At 58.4% G+C, this 18,467-nt stretch carries 19 protein-coding genes; 12 read left to right on the forward strand and 7 right to left on the reverse strand.

Annotated elements, in window-relative coordinates; translation table 11 throughout:
- Nucleotides 1-26: 26 nt before the first annotated feature.
- From A3GO_RS0103590 to A3GO_RS22395, 7 genes are all read left to right on the forward strand, one after another.
- Entirely contained in the window at nucleotides 27-749 is a 723-nt protein-coding gene (locus A3GO_RS0103590) for a DnaJ domain-containing protein (protein ID WP_029132236.1), read from the forward strand.
- Nucleotides 750-1,058: 309 nt separating this feature from the next.
- Complete coding sequence (locus A3GO_RS0103595; RefSeq protein WP_029132237.1) at nucleotides 1,059-1,778, forward strand: SIMPL domain-containing protein; 720 nt, start codon at nucleotides 1,059-1,061, stop codon at nucleotides 1,776-1,778.
- A 158-nt stretch (nucleotides 1,779-1,936) separates the two neighbouring features.
- Nucleotides 1,937-2,533, forward strand: a complete 597-nt coding sequence (locus A3GO_RS0103600) for a YhgN family NAAT transporter (RefSeq protein ID WP_037374631.1) — start codon at nucleotides 1,937-1,939, stop codon at nucleotides 2,531-2,533.
- Nucleotides 2,502-3,164: a hypothetical protein gene (locus A3GO_RS0103605; protein WP_335340000.1), complete on the forward strand. Its 663-nt coding sequence runs from the start codon at nucleotides 2,502-2,504 to the stop codon at nucleotides 3,162-3,164. The genes A3GO_RS0103600 and A3GO_RS0103605 overlap by 32 nt, the downstream gene beginning before the upstream one ends.
- Nucleotides 3,165-3,402: 238 nt before the next feature.
- Nucleotides 3,403-4,737 carry a sensor histidine kinase gene (locus tag A3GO_RS0103610; RefSeq protein ID WP_029132240.1) on the forward strand — a complete coding sequence of 445 codons (1,335 nt, stop codon included), beginning with the start codon at nucleotides 3,403-3,405 and terminating at the stop codon, nucleotides 4,735-4,737.
- 71 nt (nucleotides 4,738-4,808) lie between these two features.
- Nucleotides 4,809-5,171 (forward strand): thioredoxin family protein, encoded by a 363-nt coding sequence (locus A3GO_RS0103615; protein ID WP_245621654.1) that lies wholly within the window; start codon nucleotides 4,809-4,811, stop codon nucleotides 5,169-5,171.
- A gap of 133 nt (nucleotides 5,172-5,304) precedes the next feature.
- Nucleotides 5,305-5,970 carry a hypothetical protein gene (locus A3GO_RS22395; RefSeq protein WP_051301801.1) on the forward strand — a complete coding sequence of 222 codons (666 nt, stop codon included), beginning with the start codon at nucleotides 5,305-5,307 and terminating at the stop codon, nucleotides 5,968-5,970.
- A 178-nt stretch (nucleotides 5,971-6,148) separates the two neighbouring features.
- Here A3GO_RS22395 and A3GO_RS0103625 read toward each other — a convergent pair whose 3' ends face one another.
- Nucleotides 6,149-6,730, reverse strand: a complete 582-nt coding sequence (locus A3GO_RS0103625; RefSeq protein WP_029132242.1) for an NnrU family protein — start codon at nucleotides 6,728-6,730, stop codon at nucleotides 6,149-6,151.
- Nucleotides 6,731-6,898: 168 nt separating this feature from the next.
- On the opposite strand from A3GO_RS0103625, the gene A3GO_RS22400 reads away from it, so the two are divergent.
- On the forward strand, nucleotides 6,899-7,870 hold the full coding sequence (locus A3GO_RS22400; RefSeq protein ID WP_051301802.1) for a Vgb family protein: 972 nt from the start codon (nucleotides 6,899-6,901) through the stop codon (nucleotides 7,868-7,870).
- Between the two features lie 31 nt (nucleotides 7,871-7,901).
- Entirely contained in the window at nucleotides 7,902-8,105 is a 204-nt protein-coding gene (locus A3GO_RS0103635) for a hypothetical protein (protein ID WP_029132243.1), read from the forward strand.
- On the opposite strand, the gene gorA is transcribed toward A3GO_RS0103635, so the two are convergent.
- From gorA to A3GO_RS0103660, 5 genes are all read right to left on the reverse strand, one after another.
- Entirely contained in the window at nucleotides 8,102-9,493 is a 1,392-nt protein-coding gene (gorA, locus tag A3GO_RS0103640; protein ID WP_037374632.1) for a glutathione-disulfide reductase, read from the reverse strand. The two genes, A3GO_RS0103635 and gorA, sit on opposite strands and share 4 nt — an antisense overlap.
- Before the next feature lie 64 nt (nucleotides 9,494-9,557).
- Entirely contained in the window at nucleotides 9,558-10,301 is a 744-nt protein-coding gene (locus A3GO_RS0103645; RefSeq protein ID WP_029132245.1) for a glutathione peroxidase, read from the reverse strand.
- A 38-nt stretch (nucleotides 10,302-10,339) separates the two neighbouring features.
- On the reverse strand, nucleotides 10,340-10,549 hold the full coding sequence (locus tag A3GO_RS0103650) for a DUF2061 domain-containing protein (RefSeq protein WP_029132246.1): 210 nt from the start codon (nucleotides 10,547-10,549) through the stop codon (nucleotides 10,340-10,342).
- A 144-nt stretch (nucleotides 10,550-10,693) separates the two neighbouring features.
- Nucleotides 10,694-11,623 (reverse strand): LysR substrate-binding domain-containing protein, encoded by a 930-nt coding sequence (locus A3GO_RS0103655; protein WP_029132247.1) that lies wholly within the window; start codon nucleotides 11,621-11,623, stop codon nucleotides 10,694-10,696.
- A gap of 226 nt (nucleotides 11,624-11,849) precedes the next feature.
- Entirely contained in the window at nucleotides 11,850-12,965 is a 1,116-nt protein-coding gene (locus tag A3GO_RS0103660) for a Glu/Leu/Phe/Val family dehydrogenase (RefSeq protein ID WP_029132248.1), read from the reverse strand.
- A gap of 163 nt (nucleotides 12,966-13,128) precedes the next feature.
- On the opposite strand from A3GO_RS0103660, the gene A3GO_RS25160 reads away from it, so the two are divergent.
- The 3 genes from A3GO_RS25160 (at nucleotide 13,129) to uvrD (ending at nucleotide 18,001) form a co-directional block, all read left to right on the forward strand.
- Entirely contained in the window at nucleotides 13,129-13,680 is a 552-nt protein-coding gene (locus A3GO_RS25160) for a hypothetical protein (RefSeq protein WP_051301803.1), read from the forward strand.
- Nucleotides 13,681-13,852: 172 nt separating this feature from the next.
- Nucleotides 13,853-15,418: an AMP-binding protein gene (locus A3GO_RS0103670; RefSeq protein WP_029132249.1), complete on the forward strand. Its 1,566-nt coding sequence runs from the start codon at nucleotides 13,853-13,855 to the stop codon at nucleotides 15,416-15,418.
- A gap of 417 nt (nucleotides 15,419-15,835) precedes the next feature.
- Nucleotides 15,836-18,001, forward strand: coding sequence for a DNA helicase II (uvrD, locus tag A3GO_RS0103675; RefSeq protein ID WP_029132250.1), 2,166 nt, complete (start codon nucleotides 15,836-15,838; stop codon nucleotides 17,999-18,001).
- 15 nt (nucleotides 18,002-18,016) lie between these two features.
- Here uvrD and A3GO_RS0103680 read toward each other — a convergent pair whose 3' ends face one another.
- Nucleotides 18,017-18,397 carry a response regulator gene (locus A3GO_RS0103680; protein ID WP_029132251.1) on the reverse strand — a complete coding sequence of 127 codons (381 nt, stop codon included), beginning with the start codon at nucleotides 18,395-18,397 and terminating at the stop codon, nucleotides 18,017-18,019.
- Nucleotides 18,398-18,467: the final 70 nt, after the last annotated feature.

Raw genomic sequence — 18,467 nt, forward strand, 5'->3', positions numbered from 1 at the left:
GTCGGCAACAAGGCGTATAAGTGCCCGTGCGTATACTGATTATTCTGGCGGCGATTGTCGGTTTATATGTCGCGTATCGCTGGTTTTTCAAACTACCCCCCAAAACCCGGCTGCAGGCGGCCGCGGTGACCCTCGGCATCCTGTTCATCGGACTGGCGGCAACCGGTCGCCTGAACTGGGTGTTCGCACTGGTGGGCGCGTTATTGCCGTTTGCCCGACGTATGATTTCACTGCTGGGTTATCTGCCATTTATCCAGCGCATCTACAGGCAGTTCAAGAGCGGGCAAGCCGGCCCGGGACCATCTGCCGGACAGCAGTCAATCGTCGAAACCCGCTTTTTAAGAATGACCCTGGATCACGATACGGGAGAGATGAACGGAAACGTGCTGGAAGGTGCCTTTGCCGGCAGGAGTTTGAACCAGCTCACGCTCGATCAACTCCTGGAACTGCTGACCGAGTGTACCCGGGAAGATGAAGAGTCCGCACAACTGTTGCGCGCCTATCTGGGCCGGGTCCATGGTGATGAGTGGCAACAGTCGCAAGCGGACTCCCAGGCAGCGGAGGTCTCCGGTGGGATGACGCATCGCGAGGCGTATGAAATTCTTGGACTGGAAGAAGGTGCAGATGAGGAAGAGATCCGGGCGGCACACCGCAGCCTGATGCAGAAGCTCCATCCCGATCGCGGCGGCTCCACCTACCTCGCTTCAAAAATCAATCGGGCCAAGGAGGTTCTGCTGGGTAAACAGTAGTACGCCAACGGCCCGGGTAAGTCAGAGTGCCGGAGGTTTGACAAGGCGGTCGTGTCATTTGTCCTGTTCAGCGACGGGTGGAGGAAAAATCCTGAATTGCCCTGTTGGCGAAACATTCGTGAGATAGATATAGTCAACGAATTGAATCGTGAAGAAATCACCAAGAAAGTTGATATTTTGAAAATTTACACGGCTATTATATGGAAGGCACCCGCATGGGTATGTTGATGACCAGTCGCTGGTCGTGGCTGGTCGGCACCGGATTGTCAGGATTCGGGTACTGCATTGAAATGCATCAAGGAGAATCAAATGCAAACAGCTGGTAAGGCCGGCGCCTTTATATTGGGTGCTTTTATATTCGTCGGATTGTCTGCTTTGGGTTATCTGTTAGGTAATGCCGCGATTGAATTCAAGCAGTACGACCGAAGTGTGACGGTTAAAGGATTGTCAGAACGTGAATATGACGCCAATATCGTCATCTGGCCCATTCAGTTCTCCGCAGCAGGAAATGATCTGGAAAGCCTGTACGATTTACTCGAGGAAAATACTTCAAAAATCAGAAAGTTCCTTGTTACGAACGGGATTGGCGCAGAGGAAGTGACTTTTACATCACCAGCCATAACCGATAAATCGGCGCAACAGTATGGTAATAATGCCAAGCCGGAGTTTCGTTATACAGCATTTCAAACGGTCACCGTTTATTCAAAAAATATCCACTCCGTACGATCCCTAATGGGTTCATTATCAGCGCTTGGTAAGCAAGGTATTGTCTTTACCGGTGGCAACTACGAGTCACAGACAGAATACATCTTTACAAAGTTGAATGAAGTTAAGCCCGAGATGATTGAAGAGGCCACTACAAAGGCGCGAGAGGTTGCGGAGAAATTCGCATCAGATTCTCAAAGCCGATTGGGAAAAATCAAGAGAGCATCACAAGGACAGTTCAGCATAACTGCACGAGACAAGAACAACCCGCATATTAAGAAAGTTCGGGTGGTGTCCACAGTCGAATATTACTTATCGGATTAAGGATAGAAGGGCCTGTTCAAATGACGAACTTTCCGTCACCCATTAGTGTGCCGAGTAATGAGAAATATTGAAAACAGGTAAAATCACACGCAACGAAATTTGTTTCTCTGCTGCCGCAGAGCAGTTAGGCATCAACCATAATAACCAGGGGGTTCATCTTGAATTGGGGTGAAATCATTTCGGCAGCGGTTACGCTGTTCCTGATTATGGACCCACTGGGTAATGTACCGGTATTTAATGCAGTGCTTTCCAAACTGGACCGGCGCCGCCGCACCGCAGTCGTTGCCCGCGAGTTGCTGATAGCACTGGTTGTCTTGCTGGGGTTTCTGTTTGCTGGTAACGCTATACTCGGATTTCTTGGGTTATCCCAGCCATCGTTGAGTATAGCGGGTGGTATTCTGCTCTTTATTATCTCCTTGCGGATGATCTTTCCGGGTCAGGCAACAGATGATGAGGCTGATTACGCTGATCCATTTATCGTGCCGCTTGCCGTTCCGCTGATTGCGGGACCGTCGACCATTGCCGTTCTGTTGCTCCTGAGTTCCAATCAGCCTGATCAGATCCTTGAATGGAGTATTGCACTGTTTCTTGCGTGGTTTGGGGTAACGATTTTACTCGTGATATCGCCTTATCTGCTTACCGTCATCGGCACCCGGGGGGCGCGGGCGCTGGAGCGCCTTATGGGCATGATTCTGGTTATACTTGCCACGCAGATGCTTTTAAATGGAATACGGGATTTCGTTGAAAGCTTCTGAGGAGACGTGGCCGGCTATCATTTCAACCATGGAGTGTTATAAAAACCTACACTGGTGTGTGAAATGTACATTTATTCGACACGATGACATACAACAATCGATCACAATCAAGACCATGCCGGATAATGAAACAAGTAAACAAGAGAAAATTCGATTAGAGCATCAGGCGGCTAAGATTTTCATGCGCTGGTATGAACATGACACCGGCAAACCGATTCGGCACATCTGGCATAACCGGCCGATAAAGCCCGATGTATCCTGTCAATTTGAAGGTGAGCGGCTGGATCTGGAAATTGCCCATCTTTATGGTACCGAGCAGGAGGCCATGAAAATTCTCGGCCGAAACCTGAGTGATAAAACCCGGCGGGAATTGCGCAAGTTGGAAAAGGAAACGAACCCTCACCATCGCCTGCTGAATGCACTTAACCGTATACTGAGTAATAAATCCACCAAACGCTATAAAACCAAACGGGTGTGGCTGGTTATCCGCAATGCCCATCCGTCATGGCATTCGGATGACATCACAGCATTACATCATCATATTGACGTGCCTGTGGATCATCCGTTCGAGCAAATTTGGATCGTTGGCGATTTCGCGGGAAAGAGCGGTATTGTACAGTTGTATCCTTAGTGAACAGGCTAACTATTCATTCAGGGATTAGCGGAACAGATATATCTATCATGCACAGTTGTTCTAGTTGTAAGATCAAGAAAACATTAACGGCTGACTCTTGTCAGCCAATGGCTGGGGATGCCTCCTAAAAGAGCAGCAATGTACCAAGTGGAAATCCGCCCTATTGCCGAATAATTCAGCATCGGAAGCAGGCTGATGCACTGTCTGCGTCATTTATCTGCCGGGAATACAGCGCATGCCTAAATATCAACCGTTCAAACTGCTACCGTTTTTTTCTGTAACCAGTTTGCTGGGTATTGTTGTCGCCGCAGCACTGGTGACGCTGCTGTACCGCCAGACCGCCATAGCAGAGCTGGTGGACCTGGGGGAACAACAAAATATTGGTCTGGCGCAGACTGCACTCAATTCGGTGCATGAACAGCTCGCCCTGTTTCTGCGTCGTGCCAACACGGGGTCGCAGGCCACCGATACCGAGATAGAGACACTGGAGGCGAAGCTGAAAGCCGTTCTGCGCAATACCAGCGTGGTGCGAATCAAAGTCTACAACCAGGCCGGAATCGTCGTGTTTTCCACCAAGCGGAGCCAGATAGGCCGAGATCAGAGTGACAATCCCGCTTTTGTTGTGGCACGGGGTGGGGATATTACCAGTAAGCTTATCTTCCGTGACCACTTCAATTTCTTCGATCAGGAAACGGAAGAGGACAATCTGATTCAGACCTATATGCCAGTAGGCCGGGACTCGGAAGCTGCGGAAATCGGGGTGTTCGAAATCTATACCGATGTCAATCCGCTGGTGGCTGATATCTCGCATATGGAGGTGCTGATTGTTATCGGCACCGGGACGATCTTTTTACTTCTGTATGCCCTGTTGTTGACCGTGGTGCATCGTGCCGGTCGTATTATCGCGCGTCAGCAACTCACTATTGCCGAGCGTAATAAAACCCTTGAATTGCTCTCTGCCCAGTTGCTCGATGCACAGGAGACTGAACGCAAGCGGGTTGCGATCGAACTGCACGAGGGAATAGCGCAGACCCTGTCCGCCATCAAGTTTCATCTTGAAATCGCCGAGCAGTCAGCGGCCAACGGTGATGAGGGGCAGGCCATGAAACTTGATGGGCTGGTGAAGGTAATACAGGGCACGATTCAGGAAGTGCGCACCATGGCGATGCAGTTGCGTCCGCCCAGCCTGGATGATCTGGGGATTGGAGCTACCCTTAGCTGGCTGTCGCGCCAGCTGTCGGAGATCTATCCGGAAATTTCCGTCGAGGCGCAGGTAACCGTTGACGAGGAGAGGATACCGAGACAACTTCGGGTGGTTGTGTATCGCACGGTGCAGGAAGCACTGGCGGCGATGACCCGATGCAACGTGCCACGGACGATACAACTGGTATTGCGTGAATCCGGTGCGCTATTGCGGCTGGAGATTACCGACTCCGCCATGTCCGCAACTGCGCCACTGGAACCGGATCTGTCGATAGCCAGCCAGCGTATTCTGATGTCCGGTGGTGTGTTTACCGTACAGGCAAACCCATCCGGCGGCGCCGTTCTGAGTGCCGAATGGGACCTCTGATACCAGCGCCATTGAATATTCCGGCGTTGCGCGGGAGACGGTAGCAGTTTGGCAGTCACGGGAGTACCCATATGTCTCTTGAAAAACAGCTATCGCACTCGATGGAGATCCTTTCCACGCCGGATGAATTTCAGCAACGGAAGCAGGCTGGCGCACTGTTGGTCCTGTTCGGTGGTGCCCATTGCGGCGTCTGTCAGGCGATCAAACCAAAGATTGAACAGCTCGTATCCGAGCGTTTTCCGGAAATTTTACTGGCGTATATTGATTGTGAGCAGAGCCCGGAGATCTGCGCTCAGGAAGGGGTATTCAGTCTGCCGGTGCTGAAGCTGTTTATTGACGGGCAGATACACCTGGAGCTGGCGCGGAATTTTAGTTTCCTGGAACTTCGCTCGCGGATCGAACGCCTTTATGAGTTGTGGATGACAACCCGATAGAGTGCCAGCGTTTGGTTCGGGTTGCAGTGTCATCGGGAGCGCCGGGGGTGGAGCTGCTAAACTCAGGGATAACTCCGTACATTCAGCAAGAACAAGGCCGCAATGGCTTTGCCCGTGCGCGTGTGGGTATGGCATGACATCAGAAACTCAATTATCGATCCGATCCACCCGGCGGATACGCATTGTCAAGGTCAGCCTGCTCTTTGTAATACTGATTGTACTTCACTTCACCGGCGAGTGGCTGGAGGAGTGGATCGATCAGCAGATTATTCCCCAACACGGGCAGCTGCTTGATCTGTTAATGCTGGGGGTTGTGCTGATCTATATTCTATTGATGGCGGCACCATTCATGCCGGGTATCGAGATTGGTCTTGGCCTGATGATGCTGTTTGGCAGTAAAGGGGCTGCGCTGGTTTATCTCTCGACCTTGGCAGCGTTGTCGATCAGTTACCTCGTGGGGCGGCGTATCCCGCCCGGGCTAGTGTGTCGATTTCTTCAGTGGCTCCACCTCGACAGGGCGTGCGCGCTGGTGCGGCAGCTGGAACCCCTGCGCCGCGCTGAGCGTCTCAAACTGCTGCAGGATAGACTGCCGGACAAGGTGGCGCTGTTTCTGGTTAATCATCGTTATCTGACTATTGCAGTGGCTCTGAATATGCCGGGAAATGCGCTGATTGGTGGTGGCGGTGGGATCGGTCTGTTGGTGGGGATGAGCAGGATTATCCCCTATTGGGGTTATCTCATGTTGTTGGTCGTGGCGGTCGCCCCCGTTCCTCTATGGTTCTATCTCAATGGTGGATAGCGCCTGCTTTGGTATCAGCTTCCACATTAGAGATTTCTGCAGTTTTCCGGTGGTGGCTGTTTCCGGTGCATCAATACTCGTGGTTTAAGCAGGAGTGGCAATAAGCCGACGAGAAACCCGGCGTGCATCTTTTGAACCCAAGCACATAGCTCGCGGCTGATGGTGAGATCGGCTCTGTTCAGAACGTTTGAACAATCGGTGCTACGCCGAATAGCCAGCCGTGCAGCCAGAAAAGGAAGCTGACGTAGAGTGCCAGACCGGCCAGTAGGGCGATGAGATCATTCCAGGCGGAGGGCGGTGCTCCCAGGAGCGGGCGCTGCACCCGCTGCCGCATGGAGAGCCGGTCGGCGATTGCCCAGATTAGAAAACAGCCGAACAGCAGCAGACTCGCCAGGGTGCCGGTGACCAACAGGTGAGCCAGGGCCCAGAGCAGGGTCGCCAGCAACATGGGGTGTTTGACGGCCGCGCCGATGCGGCCGGGAAAATAGGTGGCGACCAGTAGCGGGAACACCGGCAGCATCAGCAGCAGATTCGCCGACCGGGCCCAGGGTGGTGGCGTGTACAGTGGGACCGGCGTCTGCTGCGCCAGGCCATAGCCCCAGACGATAAACACCAACCCGGCCAGTGCCACCAGGCCATAAAGTCCCTGCCAAACCGTCTCCCCAAGCTGCGCGGCCATGCGGTTGCGCCAGGGCTCGTTGATTATCGAGATCGAATGGCTGATGAAGAAAAGCGCGAGTCCGGCAATCAGCAGCGTCATGGGATAAACCTCAGCAAGAATACAGTTATTAACTCTAGCAGCTCGTCGGCGTAGGGCCAGTGTGGCGTTTGTCTGGTGAGACCACGCCTGTCGCCTGCGGCAGGGCTGTTTGCGGGAGAGATCTATACTCTGAAGAGATTATCAGTTCGTTAGAATGGAGGTGTGGCTATGTTCCCGCGACAAGTGGTCAATGTGGTGGTGCTGTTGGTGCTCACCCTGTTGGCGATGGCGGCAGCCGGGGCGGAGGTGGAGGAGTTCATACTGCCGGATGGGGATCACCCGCACGACGTGGCCCCGGCGGCGGATGGCGGGGCTTGGTACACCGCCCAGCGCGCCGGAGCCCTGGGCTGGCTCGATCCGGCCAGTGGGGCTACCCGACATATCCCCCTGGGCAATGGGTCGAGCCCCCACGGTGTTATCGTCGGCCCTGATGGCGCCCCCTGGATCACCGACTCGGGACTCAATGCCATTGTTCGGGTCGACCCCCAGACCGATCGGGTCCAGCGCTTCGCGCCGCCCTCCGGGACACCTTATATGAATTTGAATACCGCCACCTTCGATCCGCGGGGGATTCTCTGGTTCACTGGCCAGGCCGGTTACTATGGTCGCCTCGATCCGGCCAACGGAGAGATGAAGGTATTCGAGGCGCCACGCGGGCGCGGACCCTATGGCATCTGCACTGGAGCGGATGGCAAAGTCTACTACGCCTCGCTTGCCGGCTCGCACATCGCCCGGGTTGACCCCGATACGGGGGCGGCGGAGGTGATAGAGCCGCCGACACCGGGACAGGGAGCGCGGCGGGTCTGGGGCGACTCGAAAGGTCACATCTGGGTCAGTGAATGGAACGCGGGTCAGCTCGGGCGTTATCACACCGCCACCGGGCAGTGGCGCGAGTGGCGGCTCCCCGGTGACCGCCCGCGGGCCTATGCGGTCTATATCGATGTGGTGGACCGGGTGTGGCTGTCCGATTTCGGTGGCGATGCCATATGGCGCTTTGATCCGGATGGTGAGAATTTCACCCGGTTTAGTCTGCCGAGTGCGAATGCCTCGGTACGTCAGATCCACGGCCGCGAGGGAGAGGTCTGGCTGCCACAATCGGCCAATGACAAGCTGGCGGTGATTCGCACTGCTACCGAGTAAGGGTTGGAATGCGACGGGCTGTATCGACACCATGAATACCCTTGCGGTGGATGAACTGGAGCGGCGTAAGCGGGTGTTCACCCGGCCGGTGCTGAAGTTGTTCATCGAGGGTGAGCGGCAGATCTATCGTCGCTACGGCCTGTGGCCGGCGTCACGGGATGAGATGCAGCCCGGGAAAAAGGAAACGGGCGCCTCCCTGCGCCCTTTGCCTACCCCGTTTGCCCACCTGGTTTAGCTGGCCTCCCGCCACTCCACCCCGGCTTCCCGCTGCACCGGCTCTTTCAGCGTCACCAGCTCCTCGGCGCTGGTGGGGTGGATCGCCATGGTGGCGTCGAAGTCGGCCTTGGTGGCCCCCATCTTCACCGCTACCGCGAAACCCTGCAGCATCTCGTCCGCGTTGTCGCCGATAATGTGAATGCCCACCACCCGCTCATCCTCGCCGGCACACACCAGCTTCATGGCGGTAGTGTGCTCCTGCGCGGAGAGGGCGTGGCGCATGGGGGTGAAGCGGCTCTCATAGACCGTCACCTGGCTGTAGCGCTGTCGAGCGTCGGGTTCACCGAGCCCGATCGTGGCCACCGGCGGGTGGGCGAATACCACGCTGGGGATGTTGTCGTAGTCCACCCGGCTCTCGGGCCGGCCCGCGAACAGGCGTTCGGCCAGCTTGCGCCCGGCAGCGATGGCCACCGGGGTCAGGGCCATGCGCCCGGTGATGTCGCCGATGGCATGGATGCCGGGCACGTTGGTGTTCTCGAACCCGTCCACCGGGATGAACCCGCCCCGCTCCGCCTTGACGCCGGCCGCCGCCAGGTCGAGATTGCCGGTGTTGGCCGCGCGGCCCACCGCCCAGATCACCTGGTCGAAACCGCGCAGGGCCTGGTCCCCTTCGCCGTAGAGGGCGATGCCGTCATTGCAGCGCTCCAGGGCGTTGACCTGGAAACCGGTGTGGACCGAGATCCCCTGCCGGTTCATCTCACGGGTCAGCACCTCGCTGATCATGGGGTCGAAGCGCTCCATCAACTGCGTTTCCAGGGCCACGATAGAGACCTTTGAGCCGAGCGCCCGCAGCAGGCCGCCCAGCTCCACCGCGATGTAGCTGCCGCCGATCACTGCCACCCGCCGCGGCAGCTCCTCAAGCTGGAAGAAGCCGTCCGAGGTGATGCCGAGCTCGGCCCCGGGCAGGGACGGTACGATCGGCTTGCCGCCGGTGGCGATCACGATATGGGGGGCGCTGTACCGCTCACCGTCCACCTCCACGGATTCAGCGTCGACGAAGCGGGCGAAACCCTGGATCCGGTCGATGCCGCTCTGCTCCACGTGGCCGTCCCAGTAACGGTTGATGTTGGCGATGTACTGCTCGCGGCCTTCCACCAGCTTCTGCCAGTCGGTGGCGGTGCGCCGGGCCGGAATGCCAAAGTCGACGGCGTCGTCCACTGCGTGGGCCAGCTGGGCGGCGTACCACATCACCTTCTTCGGCACGCAGCCGTTGTTGACGCAGGTGCCGCCGATGCGGTGTCCCTCTATCAGGGCCACCCGCTTGCCGAGCTGGGCGGCCCGCTCGGCGACCGCGAGACCGCCGCTGCCGCCACCGATGGCGATCAGGTCGTAATCCTGTCTGTTCATGGCGAGTTCCTTGATAGTCTGATGAGGGGGGCGGCCCGTCAGTCGGGCCACCCCGGGGTTGTTGTCAGGCCGCCTTGGCCTGGGCCATGTAGGCCTCCAGGGCCTCCGACCCGCCAATGTGCTCACCGTTGATGAACACCTGGGGTACCGTGGACTGGCCGGCGACCGCCCTCAGCGTTGCCTCGGTGTAATCCCGGTTCAGCACCAGCTCTTCGAACGACAGGCCGGCGTCATGCAGCATCCCCTTGGCCCGTACGCAGAACTCGCAGCCCGGACGGGTGAAGATGGTGACGTCCTTCGGCTTCTCCGCGTTGGGGGCGATGTAGTCGAGCATGGTGTCGGCGTCGGAGACCTCGAACGGGTCGCCCGGCTTGTTCGGCTCGATGAACATCTTCTCCACCACGCCGTCCTTCACCAGCATCGAGTAGCGCCAGGAGCGCTTGCCGAAGCCCAGCTCCTCCTTGTCCACCAGCATCCCCATACCCTCGCTGAAGTGGCCGTTACCGTCCGGGATGAAGGTGATGTTGTCGGCATGCTGCTCCGCCTTCCACTCGTTCATGACAAAGGCGTCGTTGACCGAGACACAGATGATCTCGTCCACGCCCTGGGCCTTGAAGGCCGGTGCCAGCTGGTTGTAGCGCGGCACGTGGGTAGAGGAGCAGGTCGGGGTGAACGCGCCCGGCAGTGAGAACACCACCACGGTCCTGCCCTTGAACAGCTCGTCACTGGTGACATCCACCCACTCGTGGTTCCGGCGGGTGCGGAAAGTGACCTGGGGTACATTGTTGCCTTGGCGATTCTCAAACATGATTTTCTCCGTTTCGTTCAGTTAAGGGTTTGTCGGTTTCAAGCAAAGTGGACGGTGTTGCCGACGTCGCTCCCGGGCGTCTGCTGCCACCGCTTCCAGAACAGTTCATGGAGGTGGTAAGCGACCGTGTTGATGGCCGGTTCGACCAGGGCGATGGCGCCCCCCACCAACACGCTGCCGGTCATCAGGTAGGCCACCGAAAAGGCGACGCTGAAGTGCACGGCGGCAAAGGTGAATGTCTTGGTCATTGGCTTACCCTCCTGCCAGCGTTGCTTGTTTGCTGACGTTGGAAGGATTATCGGGGTTGGCAGTAAATTGGTAAAATCGTTAGTAACTGTTTTATTGATAGGTAATACCTATCATTATGCGAACGGCGGAGCGGGCCTTCAGGGTCAGGCCTGTGACGGGTCGAGCGGGGTGACGGTATTGGGAAGGTTGTCGAGGATGACGGCGGCCAGGGCCTGCAGCGCGGCCTGGCGCGGGAAGCTGTGGCGGTAGACCAGGGCCACCTGGCGCGAGGTGTCCGCCGAGGCCAGGGGTTGGGCCACTACCCCGCTGCCGCTGGCCCAGGAGCCGCGCATGGCCAGGGCCGGGATCAGGGTGATGCCGTAACCGGCGCCCACCAGCTGGATCAGGGTCTCCAGGCTGGCTGCCCGCAGGTCAGCCATCTCCCCCTCGCTCTGGCGCCGCTGCAGGTGGCACACCGCCATCGCCTGGTCGGCCAGGCAGTGGCCCTCGGAGAGTAGCAGCAGGTTTTCGCTGTCCAGGTCGGACTGGGTGATCTTCTCCCGGGTGTAGAACGGATGGTTGCGCGGATAGGCGACCCAGAACGGCTCGTCAAACAGGGGCAGGGTATCCAGGTCGGGCGAATCCGCCGGGGTGGCCAGCAGCGCGGCGTCGATCTCGTGCCGCTGCAGGCGCTGCAGCAGGGTCCCGGTCATCTCCTCCGACAGCACCAGCTGCATCTGCGGGTGGCGCTTCTTGAGCGGCGTCAGTAGCAGTGGCATCAGGTAGGGACTGAGGGTGGGGATGGCGCCGATGCGCAGGGGCCCGGCCAAGGGGTCCTGGTGGCGCTTCGACACCTGCTGGATCGCCTCCGCCTGCTCCATGATCTGCCGTGCATGGTGCAGGATCTCCTGGCCCACCGGGGTGATCGCTACCGAGCGGTTGCTGCGTTCGAATATGGTTACGCCAAGCTCCTCCTCCAGCTTCCTGATCTGGCCGCTGAGGGTGGGCTGGCTGACGAAGCAGTGCTCCGCCGCCTTGCCGAAGTGGCGGGTCTCGGCCACCGCGATGATGTATTTCAGGTCCCGCAGGTTCATGGATTTACCATCGATTTCATCGATGATTTGAGTATATCTGACTGGTACAGCTTATCAATCGGCAGAGTCGGGGTTCTTCTCCCGCTTCGCACGCATTATGCAGAGGCCGCTGAAGTGCAGCCATTGCGAAACAGTGTCGCCGGCCAGCGGTGTCTCGTCACCCAGGTATGCGTTGCTTTGGCAAAGGGTCGTCACGTGCTGCGATCCATTACCGTGGCCGGTGCCATCAGAACAGGTTCCAACGCCGGGTCGCCATCGCCCCCTGGACCCGTTCAACGGCCATCGTTTCCGCCGCCTGGCGGGGTGGAACCTGCTGTGATCCTGCCCGCTCCAGCACCTCCCGGGTGTTGTTGCCCACCTTCTCGGCTATCGCCTGGAAGGCAGCGCCCTGGCTCATGTGCCGGTACTCCATGGCGCCGCAGATCACGCCGCCGGCGTTGGCGATGAAATCGGGGATTACCAGCACGCCGCGCTGGTGCAGACGCTGTTCTGCCTCCCGGGTAAACGGGATATTGGCGCCCTGCACCACCAGCCGGGCGTCCATCTGGTCCACGTTGCCGCCGTGTACCACGTCCGGGCGCGCTGCCGGGATCCAGATGTCGCAGGGGACACCCACTACCGCATCGCCTTGCAGTTTCTCCCCTTGCGGGTATTCGTTGACCCCGCGCCCGTCACTTTTCAGTCTGATCAATTTCTCCAGGTCAAGTCCGCCGGGTGAATGGATCGCGCCACGGGAATCGGCCACGGCCACTACCACAGCGCCCCTCTCCACCAGGAAACGTGCCGCGTGGATACCGACGGAACCAAAACCCTGGATCACCAGCCGGGCACCATTGAGGGTGAAATCGACATACTCCATGGCGGCATCCACGGCGCTGCTCAACCCCCAGCCGGTAGCACCGAGCTCATCCAGCGGGATGCCACCAAGGGCCCTGGGCAGTCCGACGGCGCGGCCACCCAGCTCATCCTGGACCCAGGCCATGCAGGTCTCGTCGGTACCCATGTCGGGGCCGAAGATGTATTCGTCGTTGCCCTTGAGCGCACAGGCGAAGGCGCGAATCAGCTGCTCCTTCTCCTGCAGTGGCATGCGGGGATCGCCGAACAGGACCGATTTGGCGCCGCCGTGAGAGAGTCCGGCGGCGGCATTCTTCAGGGTCATGGCCCGGGCCAGCCGGGCGCACTCCCCGGTACTCACATCAGGTGCCATGCGCAGACCGCCGATCGCCGGGCCGCAGGCCACGTTGTCCACCACCAGGATGCCTTTAAGCTGATGGGTCGGTTCATAGACATGAATGATCTTGGCGGGTCCCAGTTCATCCGCCTGATCAAATGCTTCGCTCATGACCGCGACCTCCTATTGTCAATGTATGTAAAGCATAGAATATATTTCTGCCGCCCCGTTCGGCGTTGGTGATGGGATTTCATGTGATTCTGATCGTATACTTTAATGAAACCCCGTCCGATCTGTTCTGTCTACGGATTAGAGCCAACACGAGAGGCGTAATATGAACATCCTGATGAAACCGGGCCTGATCCTGGCCGCACTGTTCCTTCTGACCGCCTGTACCCAATCGTCAATCCGGGATCCGGCCTCGCCTTTTTACCGGGTTCCGGTGGGCAGCCAGTTAACCCTGAATCAGCCGCTGGAGATCAGGCCGGGGCATACCCGGGTATTTGTCCAGCGTGGTGTGGTGACCGATTTTTCCGATCTGAATCAGTACTGGCCCAGTTGCAGTTTCGAGGTGCGGGATCTGAAACAGGAACCCCAGCAGATAGCGCCTGATCGTTTTACCGTGCGCCGGGTTCAGCAGGGTCAGACTGCAATCGTTGGACAGCCGCATTTGCAGGTTGCCAGCCTGGCTCTCTCCCTTAGACATTCGGATGGCGGGCAACCCACGGTGGCCCGCTATTATGATCTCTGGCTCGCGTCCGATAAGCAGCCCAATGTGATGCGATTGCGCTGTTTCGATTCGATGGCCGATCTGACAGAGGCAAATCTGCCGCTGTACATAGAGATCGAGGCGGCACTGGGTGCTATCGCCACCATCGAGCCCTAGAGAGAGATGGGTAAAGAGTTCCGGTGTTAGAGGGGCCCATCAACATTGGTTTCTGTGGTAGATTAGCCGGTAAGACCTGTGCTGTTTTCAGCCCCCATTCGCTGCTTAGTGGGTTAGCGTAAGGGGCTGTTTCAGGGGTCACCGTTAACCGAGTGACAGGCCAGCCCCAGAGATGTTGATTACCGAGATTTTATCCCGCAACGGACGTATGTATGCCGACGAGATTGCGCTGGTGGAGCGTGATCCCGCCGCTAACAGCCGACTGGAGATCAGCTGGCGTGCATTTGACCGGGAGGCAAACCGCTTTGCCAATGCCCTGATCGCACGGGGCGTGAAACCGGGCGACCGGGTGTTGCATCTGATGATGAACTCCATCGAGTGGTTGCCCTGTTACTTCGGCATATTGCGTGCAGGCGCCATCGCTGTCCCACTCAATTTTCGCTTTGAATCCGAAATTATCCAGCGCTGCAATGAGATTGCCGAGGCCAGCGTGCTGCTGTTCGGGCCGGAATTTATTGAGCGCATAGAGGCGGTGAAACCGGCGCTTGATCGAACCATCCGCCACTATGTCTATATCGGACCGGACAGTGACTGCCCTGCGTTCGCCGTTGGCTATGCCCGGTTTGTCAGCGGAGTTGCCGACGAGCCACCCGAAATCCGATTGGAAATCACCGATAACGCGGCGCTCTACTTCACCTCCGGGACTACAGGCTTGCCCAAGGCGGTAAGCCTGACCCATCGCAACCTGGAGCACGCCTGCTATGTGGAGAACCAGCACCACCGGCAGACCCATGAAGATAATTTTCTCTGTATCCCGCCGCTCTACCACACCGGTGCCAAGATGCACTGGTTCGGAAATTTTGTGGTTGGTGCCAAGGCGGTGCTGCTGAAAGGCGCGCGGCCGGAGTGGATTCTGGAGGCGGTCTCCGAGGAACAGGCCACCATTGTCTGGCTGCTGGTGCCCTGGGCCCACGATATCCTGATCGCCTGGGAGAATGGAGAGCTCGATTTCGGTCGCTATCGGCTGGATCAGTGGCGACTGATGCATATCGGCGCCCAGCCGGTGCCTCCCAATCTGATCAAGGCGTGGCGCAAGCTGTTTCCGCACCACGATTACGATACCAACTATGGCCTGACCGAGAGCAGCGGCCCCGGTTGTGTCCATCTCGGCGTGGGTAACGGTCACAAGGTCGGTGCTATCGGCAAGCCCGGGTTCGACTGGGAGGCCTGTATTGTCGACCAACAGGGCAACGGGTTGCCCGCGGGACAGGCCGGCGAACTGCTGGTGAAAGGTCCCGGGGTGATGCAAGGCTATTACCGCAATCCGCAAGCGACCGCCGAGACTATCCGTAACGGTTGGCTGCATACCGGCGACATTGCGCGGATGGATGAAGAGGGCTTCATCTGGCTGGTGGATCGGAAGAAAGACCTGATCATCACCGGTGGTGAGAATGTCTCGCCACTGGAGGTGGAGCACTATTTTCTTGAACATCCGAGCATTCAGGATATTGCCGTGATCGGTACCCCGGATCAGCGCCTGGGAGAGCTGGTCACGGCGATTATCCAGTTCAAGGAGGGGCGCAGCCTGACGGAGCAGGAGCTGGTGGCCTATGCGGAGCGGTTGCCCCGATACAAGCGACCCAGACGCTTCTATTTTGATAATGTGCCGCGCAATGCCACGGGCAAGATTGAGAAGCCGCTGTTACGCGAGCGTTATGGAGTGGCGGTTGAGATGTAGCGGCGACCCCTGGAAATTTGCAGCTGAAGCCGCTCCTGCCGATACGGCTGGTCGCCGGNGTGGGTTTGATCTGTAGGAGGCCCGCTCCGGGCCGAATTCGCGGCGAGGGCGCCGCACCTACCGGGCAAATCGCCAAGCCTGATCGTCGTTGGGACAGAGCCAAAAAAAACGGGCATAACGCGAACAATGCCCGTGAGCTTCCATCCCGGATCCCCAGTGCGTGACTCCCTGTACGCGGGATTTATTGTTAATTCCAAGGCAACTTCTGGTTGGTTCACTTTCGTTGCATACGGCTTCTTTATAAAACATGGAGTTCAATGGGAGAATGACAGCGGTCAACCAATCATTCGCTTTATCCCGTTAGCCGTGTCCACACAAGCGGTCGTGATCCAGGGCAACCACTGTTAAGATAATCCGATGGACGTTTCACATATTCTCGAAGGTTTGAATGATGCCCAGCGCGAGGCGGTCTCCGCCCCGCCGGGTGGTATGCTGGTGCTGGCAGGTGCCGGCAGTGGCAAGACCCGGGTGCTGGTGCACCGGATCGCCTGGTTGCTGCAGGTGGTGGGCGCGGCGCCCTGGAATATCCTGGCGGTTACCTTCACCAACAAGGCGGCCCGGGAGATGAAGGGGCGTATCGAAACCCTGCTGGGCCAGCCGGTGGGGGGCATGTGGGTCGGCACCTTTCATGGCCTCGCCCACCGCCTGCTGCGTGCCCACTGGAAGGATGCCAGTCTGCCGCAGAGTTTCCAGATTCTGGATTCCGACGATCAGTACCGCATGATCAAGCGCCTGCTCAAGGCGATGGATCTGGATGAGGCGCGCTGGCCGCCGCGCCAGGCACAGTGGTTCATTAACGGGCGCAAGGATGAGGGGGTGCGGCCCCAGCATATGGATGATGGGGGCGATCCCTATCAGCGCACCATGATCCGTATCTACAGCGAATATCAGGCTGCCTGTGAACGAGGTGGTGTGGTGGATTTTGCCGAGCTGCTGCTGCGCGCCCATGAACTGCTGCGCGACCGGCCGGATATCCTGCACCACTATCGTGAACGCTTCCAGCATATCCTGGTGGATGAGTTCCAGGATACCAATACCATCCAGTACGCCTGGCTGCGTCTGCTGGCGGGCGAACAGAACAATCTGTTCGCGGTGGGTGACGACGACCAGTCCATTTATGGCTGGCGGGGTGCCCGGGTGGAGCATATTCGGGATTTTCGCAAGCATTTCCCCGCGGCACCGCTGTTGCGGCTGGAGCAGAACTACCGCTCCACCGCCACCATTCTCAAGGCAGCCAACGCGGTTATCGCCAACAATCCCTCGCGGCTGGGCAAGGAGCTCTGGACCGACGGCAGTGACGGCGAGCCGATCCTGCTCTACAACGCCTTCAATGAGGTGGATGAGGCGCGCTTTGTGGCGGAGCGTATTCGTCACTTTACCGAGGAGGGTCACCGCCGGGATGAGTGTGCCATCCTCTACCGCTCCAACGCCCAGTCGCGGCAGTTCGAAGAGGCACTGATCCAGGCCCAGCTGCCCTACCGGGTCTATGGCGGCCTGCGCTTTTTTGAGCGCGCCGAGATCAAGGATGCCCTCGCCTATCTGCGCCTGTTGGCCAACCCCCAGGAAGACCCATCGTTTGAACGGGCGGTCAATCAGCCGCCCCGTGGTATTGGTCCACGCACCCTGGATGCGGTGCGTGCCCATGCCCGCGACTTCGGCTGCTCCTTGTGGCAGTCCGCTCATGAGCTGGTCCAGGGCGGCGCCATGGCCAAACGTGCGGCCAGCGCGCTAAATGGTTTTCTGGAACTGATCGCCGAGCAACGGGTGGGTACCCAGGGACTGGCGCTGCACGAGTTGGCCGATCAGGTGATCACGGTGGCCGGACTGGCGGAGCATTTCCGCAAAAGCCGTGACGGCAAGGGACAGGATCGGGTAGAGAACCTGGAGGAGTTGGTCAATGCAGCCCGGGAGTTTACCTATGAAACTGCCGCGGATGAGGATGAGCTGGACCCGCTGTCGGCGTTTCTCTCCCATGCGGCGCTGGAGGCCGGGGAGAATCAGGGTGACCAGTTTGAAGACTGCGTGCAACTGATGACCCTGCACTCGGCCAAGGGGCTGGAGTTCCCGTTGGTGTTTATCGCCGGGGTGGAGGAGAAGCTGTTCCCCCACAGCATGTCGGCAGAAGATCCCGAACGACTGGAGGAGGAGCGGCGTCTCTGTTACGTGGGCATGACCCGGGCCATGGAGCAGCTCTACCTCACCTATGCCGAGAGTAGGCGATTGCACGGCAGTGAGTCCTATCCCCTGCCCTCGCGTTTCCTGCGGGAGATTCCCGGTGAGCTGGTACGAGAGATCCGCTCCCGACCTCAGGTCAGCCGCCCGGTTTATGGTGGTGCATCAACCGGCTTTGCGGATGACGCCTGCGGCTTCCAGTTGGGCCAGCGGGTGCTGCATCCCAAGTTCGGCGAGGGTGTGGTGTTGAATGCCGAGGGTCAGGGCGGCAGTGCCCGGGTCCAGGTCAATTTTGAACAGGCCGGTGCCAAGTGGCTGGTAGTGGCCTATGCCAATCTACAGCCGATCTGACAGTTTTTCCCCAGGTTATTTCCCGTTTCGCTGGGCATGCGTCCGCGGGTTGAGGATATTTTCCACGGCACGCACCAGGTCATCGGCGGATAGCGGCTTGACGTAGGTGGTGGCGACCACCGGTTTGGCGAGTTGGATAAATTCCGGGTAGGCGGAGATAACGATCACCGGGATTTTGTATTCGCTGATCAGTTTGAAGATGCCTTCCAGGCCGTCGTGGTCCGGCATTACCAGGTCGGTGATGATCAGCGCCGGCTGGTAGCGCTCCACCAGCTTCAGGATATCCTTGCTGTTGTCAGCCTGAATCACTTCATAGTGATGGGCTTGCAGCGACAGACTGTAATATTCCCGTAACGGCTCATCATCTTCCAACAGCAATAAAGTGTGTCCGGCCATGAATGCATATTCCTTTATTTCAGCCTGATATTCGGTCGACTGCCGACGCTATCCCCGATAATTATGGCAG

The organism is Sedimenticola selenatireducens DSM 17993 (genome assembly GCF_000428045.1).
Taxonomy (GTDB): Bacteria; Pseudomonadota; Gammaproteobacteria; order Chromatiales; family Chromatiaceae; genus Sedimenticola; species Sedimenticola selenatireducens.

Excerpts from the sequence above, each read along its gene's own strand:
- A3GO_RS0103645 (WP_029132245.1), bottom strand. The coding sequence starts at position 10,301 with ATGTTTGAGAATCGCCAAGGCAACAATGTACCCCAGGTCACTTTCCGC.
- A3GO_RS22395 (WP_051301801.1), top strand. The coding sequence starts at position 5,305 with ATGACATCAGAAACTCAATTATCGATCCGATCCACCCGGCGGATACGC.
- A3GO_RS0103610 (WP_029132240.1), top strand. The coding sequence starts at position 3,403 with ATGCCTAAATATCAACCGTTCAAACTGCTACCGTTTTTTTCTGTAACC.
- A3GO_RS0103625 (WP_029132242.1), bottom strand. The coding sequence starts at position 6,730 with ATGACGCTGCTGATTGCCGGACTCGCGCTTTTCTTCATCAGCCATTCG.
- A3GO_RS22400 (WP_051301802.1), top strand. The coding sequence starts at position 6,899 with ATGTTCCCGCGACAAGTGGTCAATGTGGTGGTGCTGTTGGTGCTCACC.
- A3GO_RS0103655 (WP_029132247.1), bottom strand. The coding sequence starts at position 11,623 with ATGAACCTGCGGGACCTGAAATACATCATCGCGGTGGCCGAGACCCGC.
- A3GO_RS0103595 (WP_029132237.1), top strand. The coding sequence starts at position 1,059 with ATGCAAACAGCTGGTAAGGCCGGCGCCTTTATATTGGGTGCTTTTATA.
- A3GO_RS0103635 (WP_029132243.1), top strand. The coding sequence starts at position 7,902 with ATGAATACCCTTGCGGTGGATGAACTGGAGCGGCGTAAGCGGGTGTTC.
- A3GO_RS0103605 (WP_335340000.1), top strand. The coding sequence starts at position 2,502 with ATGGAATACGGGATTTCGTTGAAAGCTTCTGAGGAGACGTGGCCGGCT.
- A3GO_RS0103650 (WP_029132246.1), bottom strand. The coding sequence starts at position 10,549 with ATGACCAAGACATTCACCTTTGCCGCCGTGCACTTCAGCGTCGCCTTT.
- A3GO_RS25160 (WP_051301803.1), top strand. The coding sequence starts at position 13,129 with ATGAACATCCTGATGAAACCGGGCCTGATCCTGGCCGCACTGTTCCTT.
- uvrD (WP_029132250.1), top strand. The coding sequence starts at position 15,836 with ATGGACGTTTCACATATTCTCGAAGGTTTGAATGATGCCCAGCGCGAG.
- A3GO_RS0103670 (WP_029132249.1), top strand. The coding sequence starts at position 13,853 with ATGTTGATTACCGAGATTTTATCCCGCAACGGACGTATGTATGCCGAC.
- A3GO_RS0103615 (WP_245621654.1), top strand. The coding sequence starts at position 4,809 with ATGTCTCTTGAAAAACAGCTATCGCACTCGATGGAGATCCTTTCCACG.
- A3GO_RS0103680 (WP_029132251.1), bottom strand. The coding sequence starts at position 18,397 with ATGGCCGGACACACTTTATTGCTGTTGGAAGATGATGAGCCGTTACGG.
- gorA (WP_037374632.1), bottom strand. The coding sequence starts at position 9,493 with ATGAACAGACAGGATTACGACCTGATCGCCATCGGTGGCGGCAGCGGC.
- A3GO_RS0103660 (WP_029132248.1), bottom strand. The coding sequence starts at position 12,965 with ATGAGCGAAGCATTTGATCAGGCGGATGAACTGGGACCCGCCAAGATC.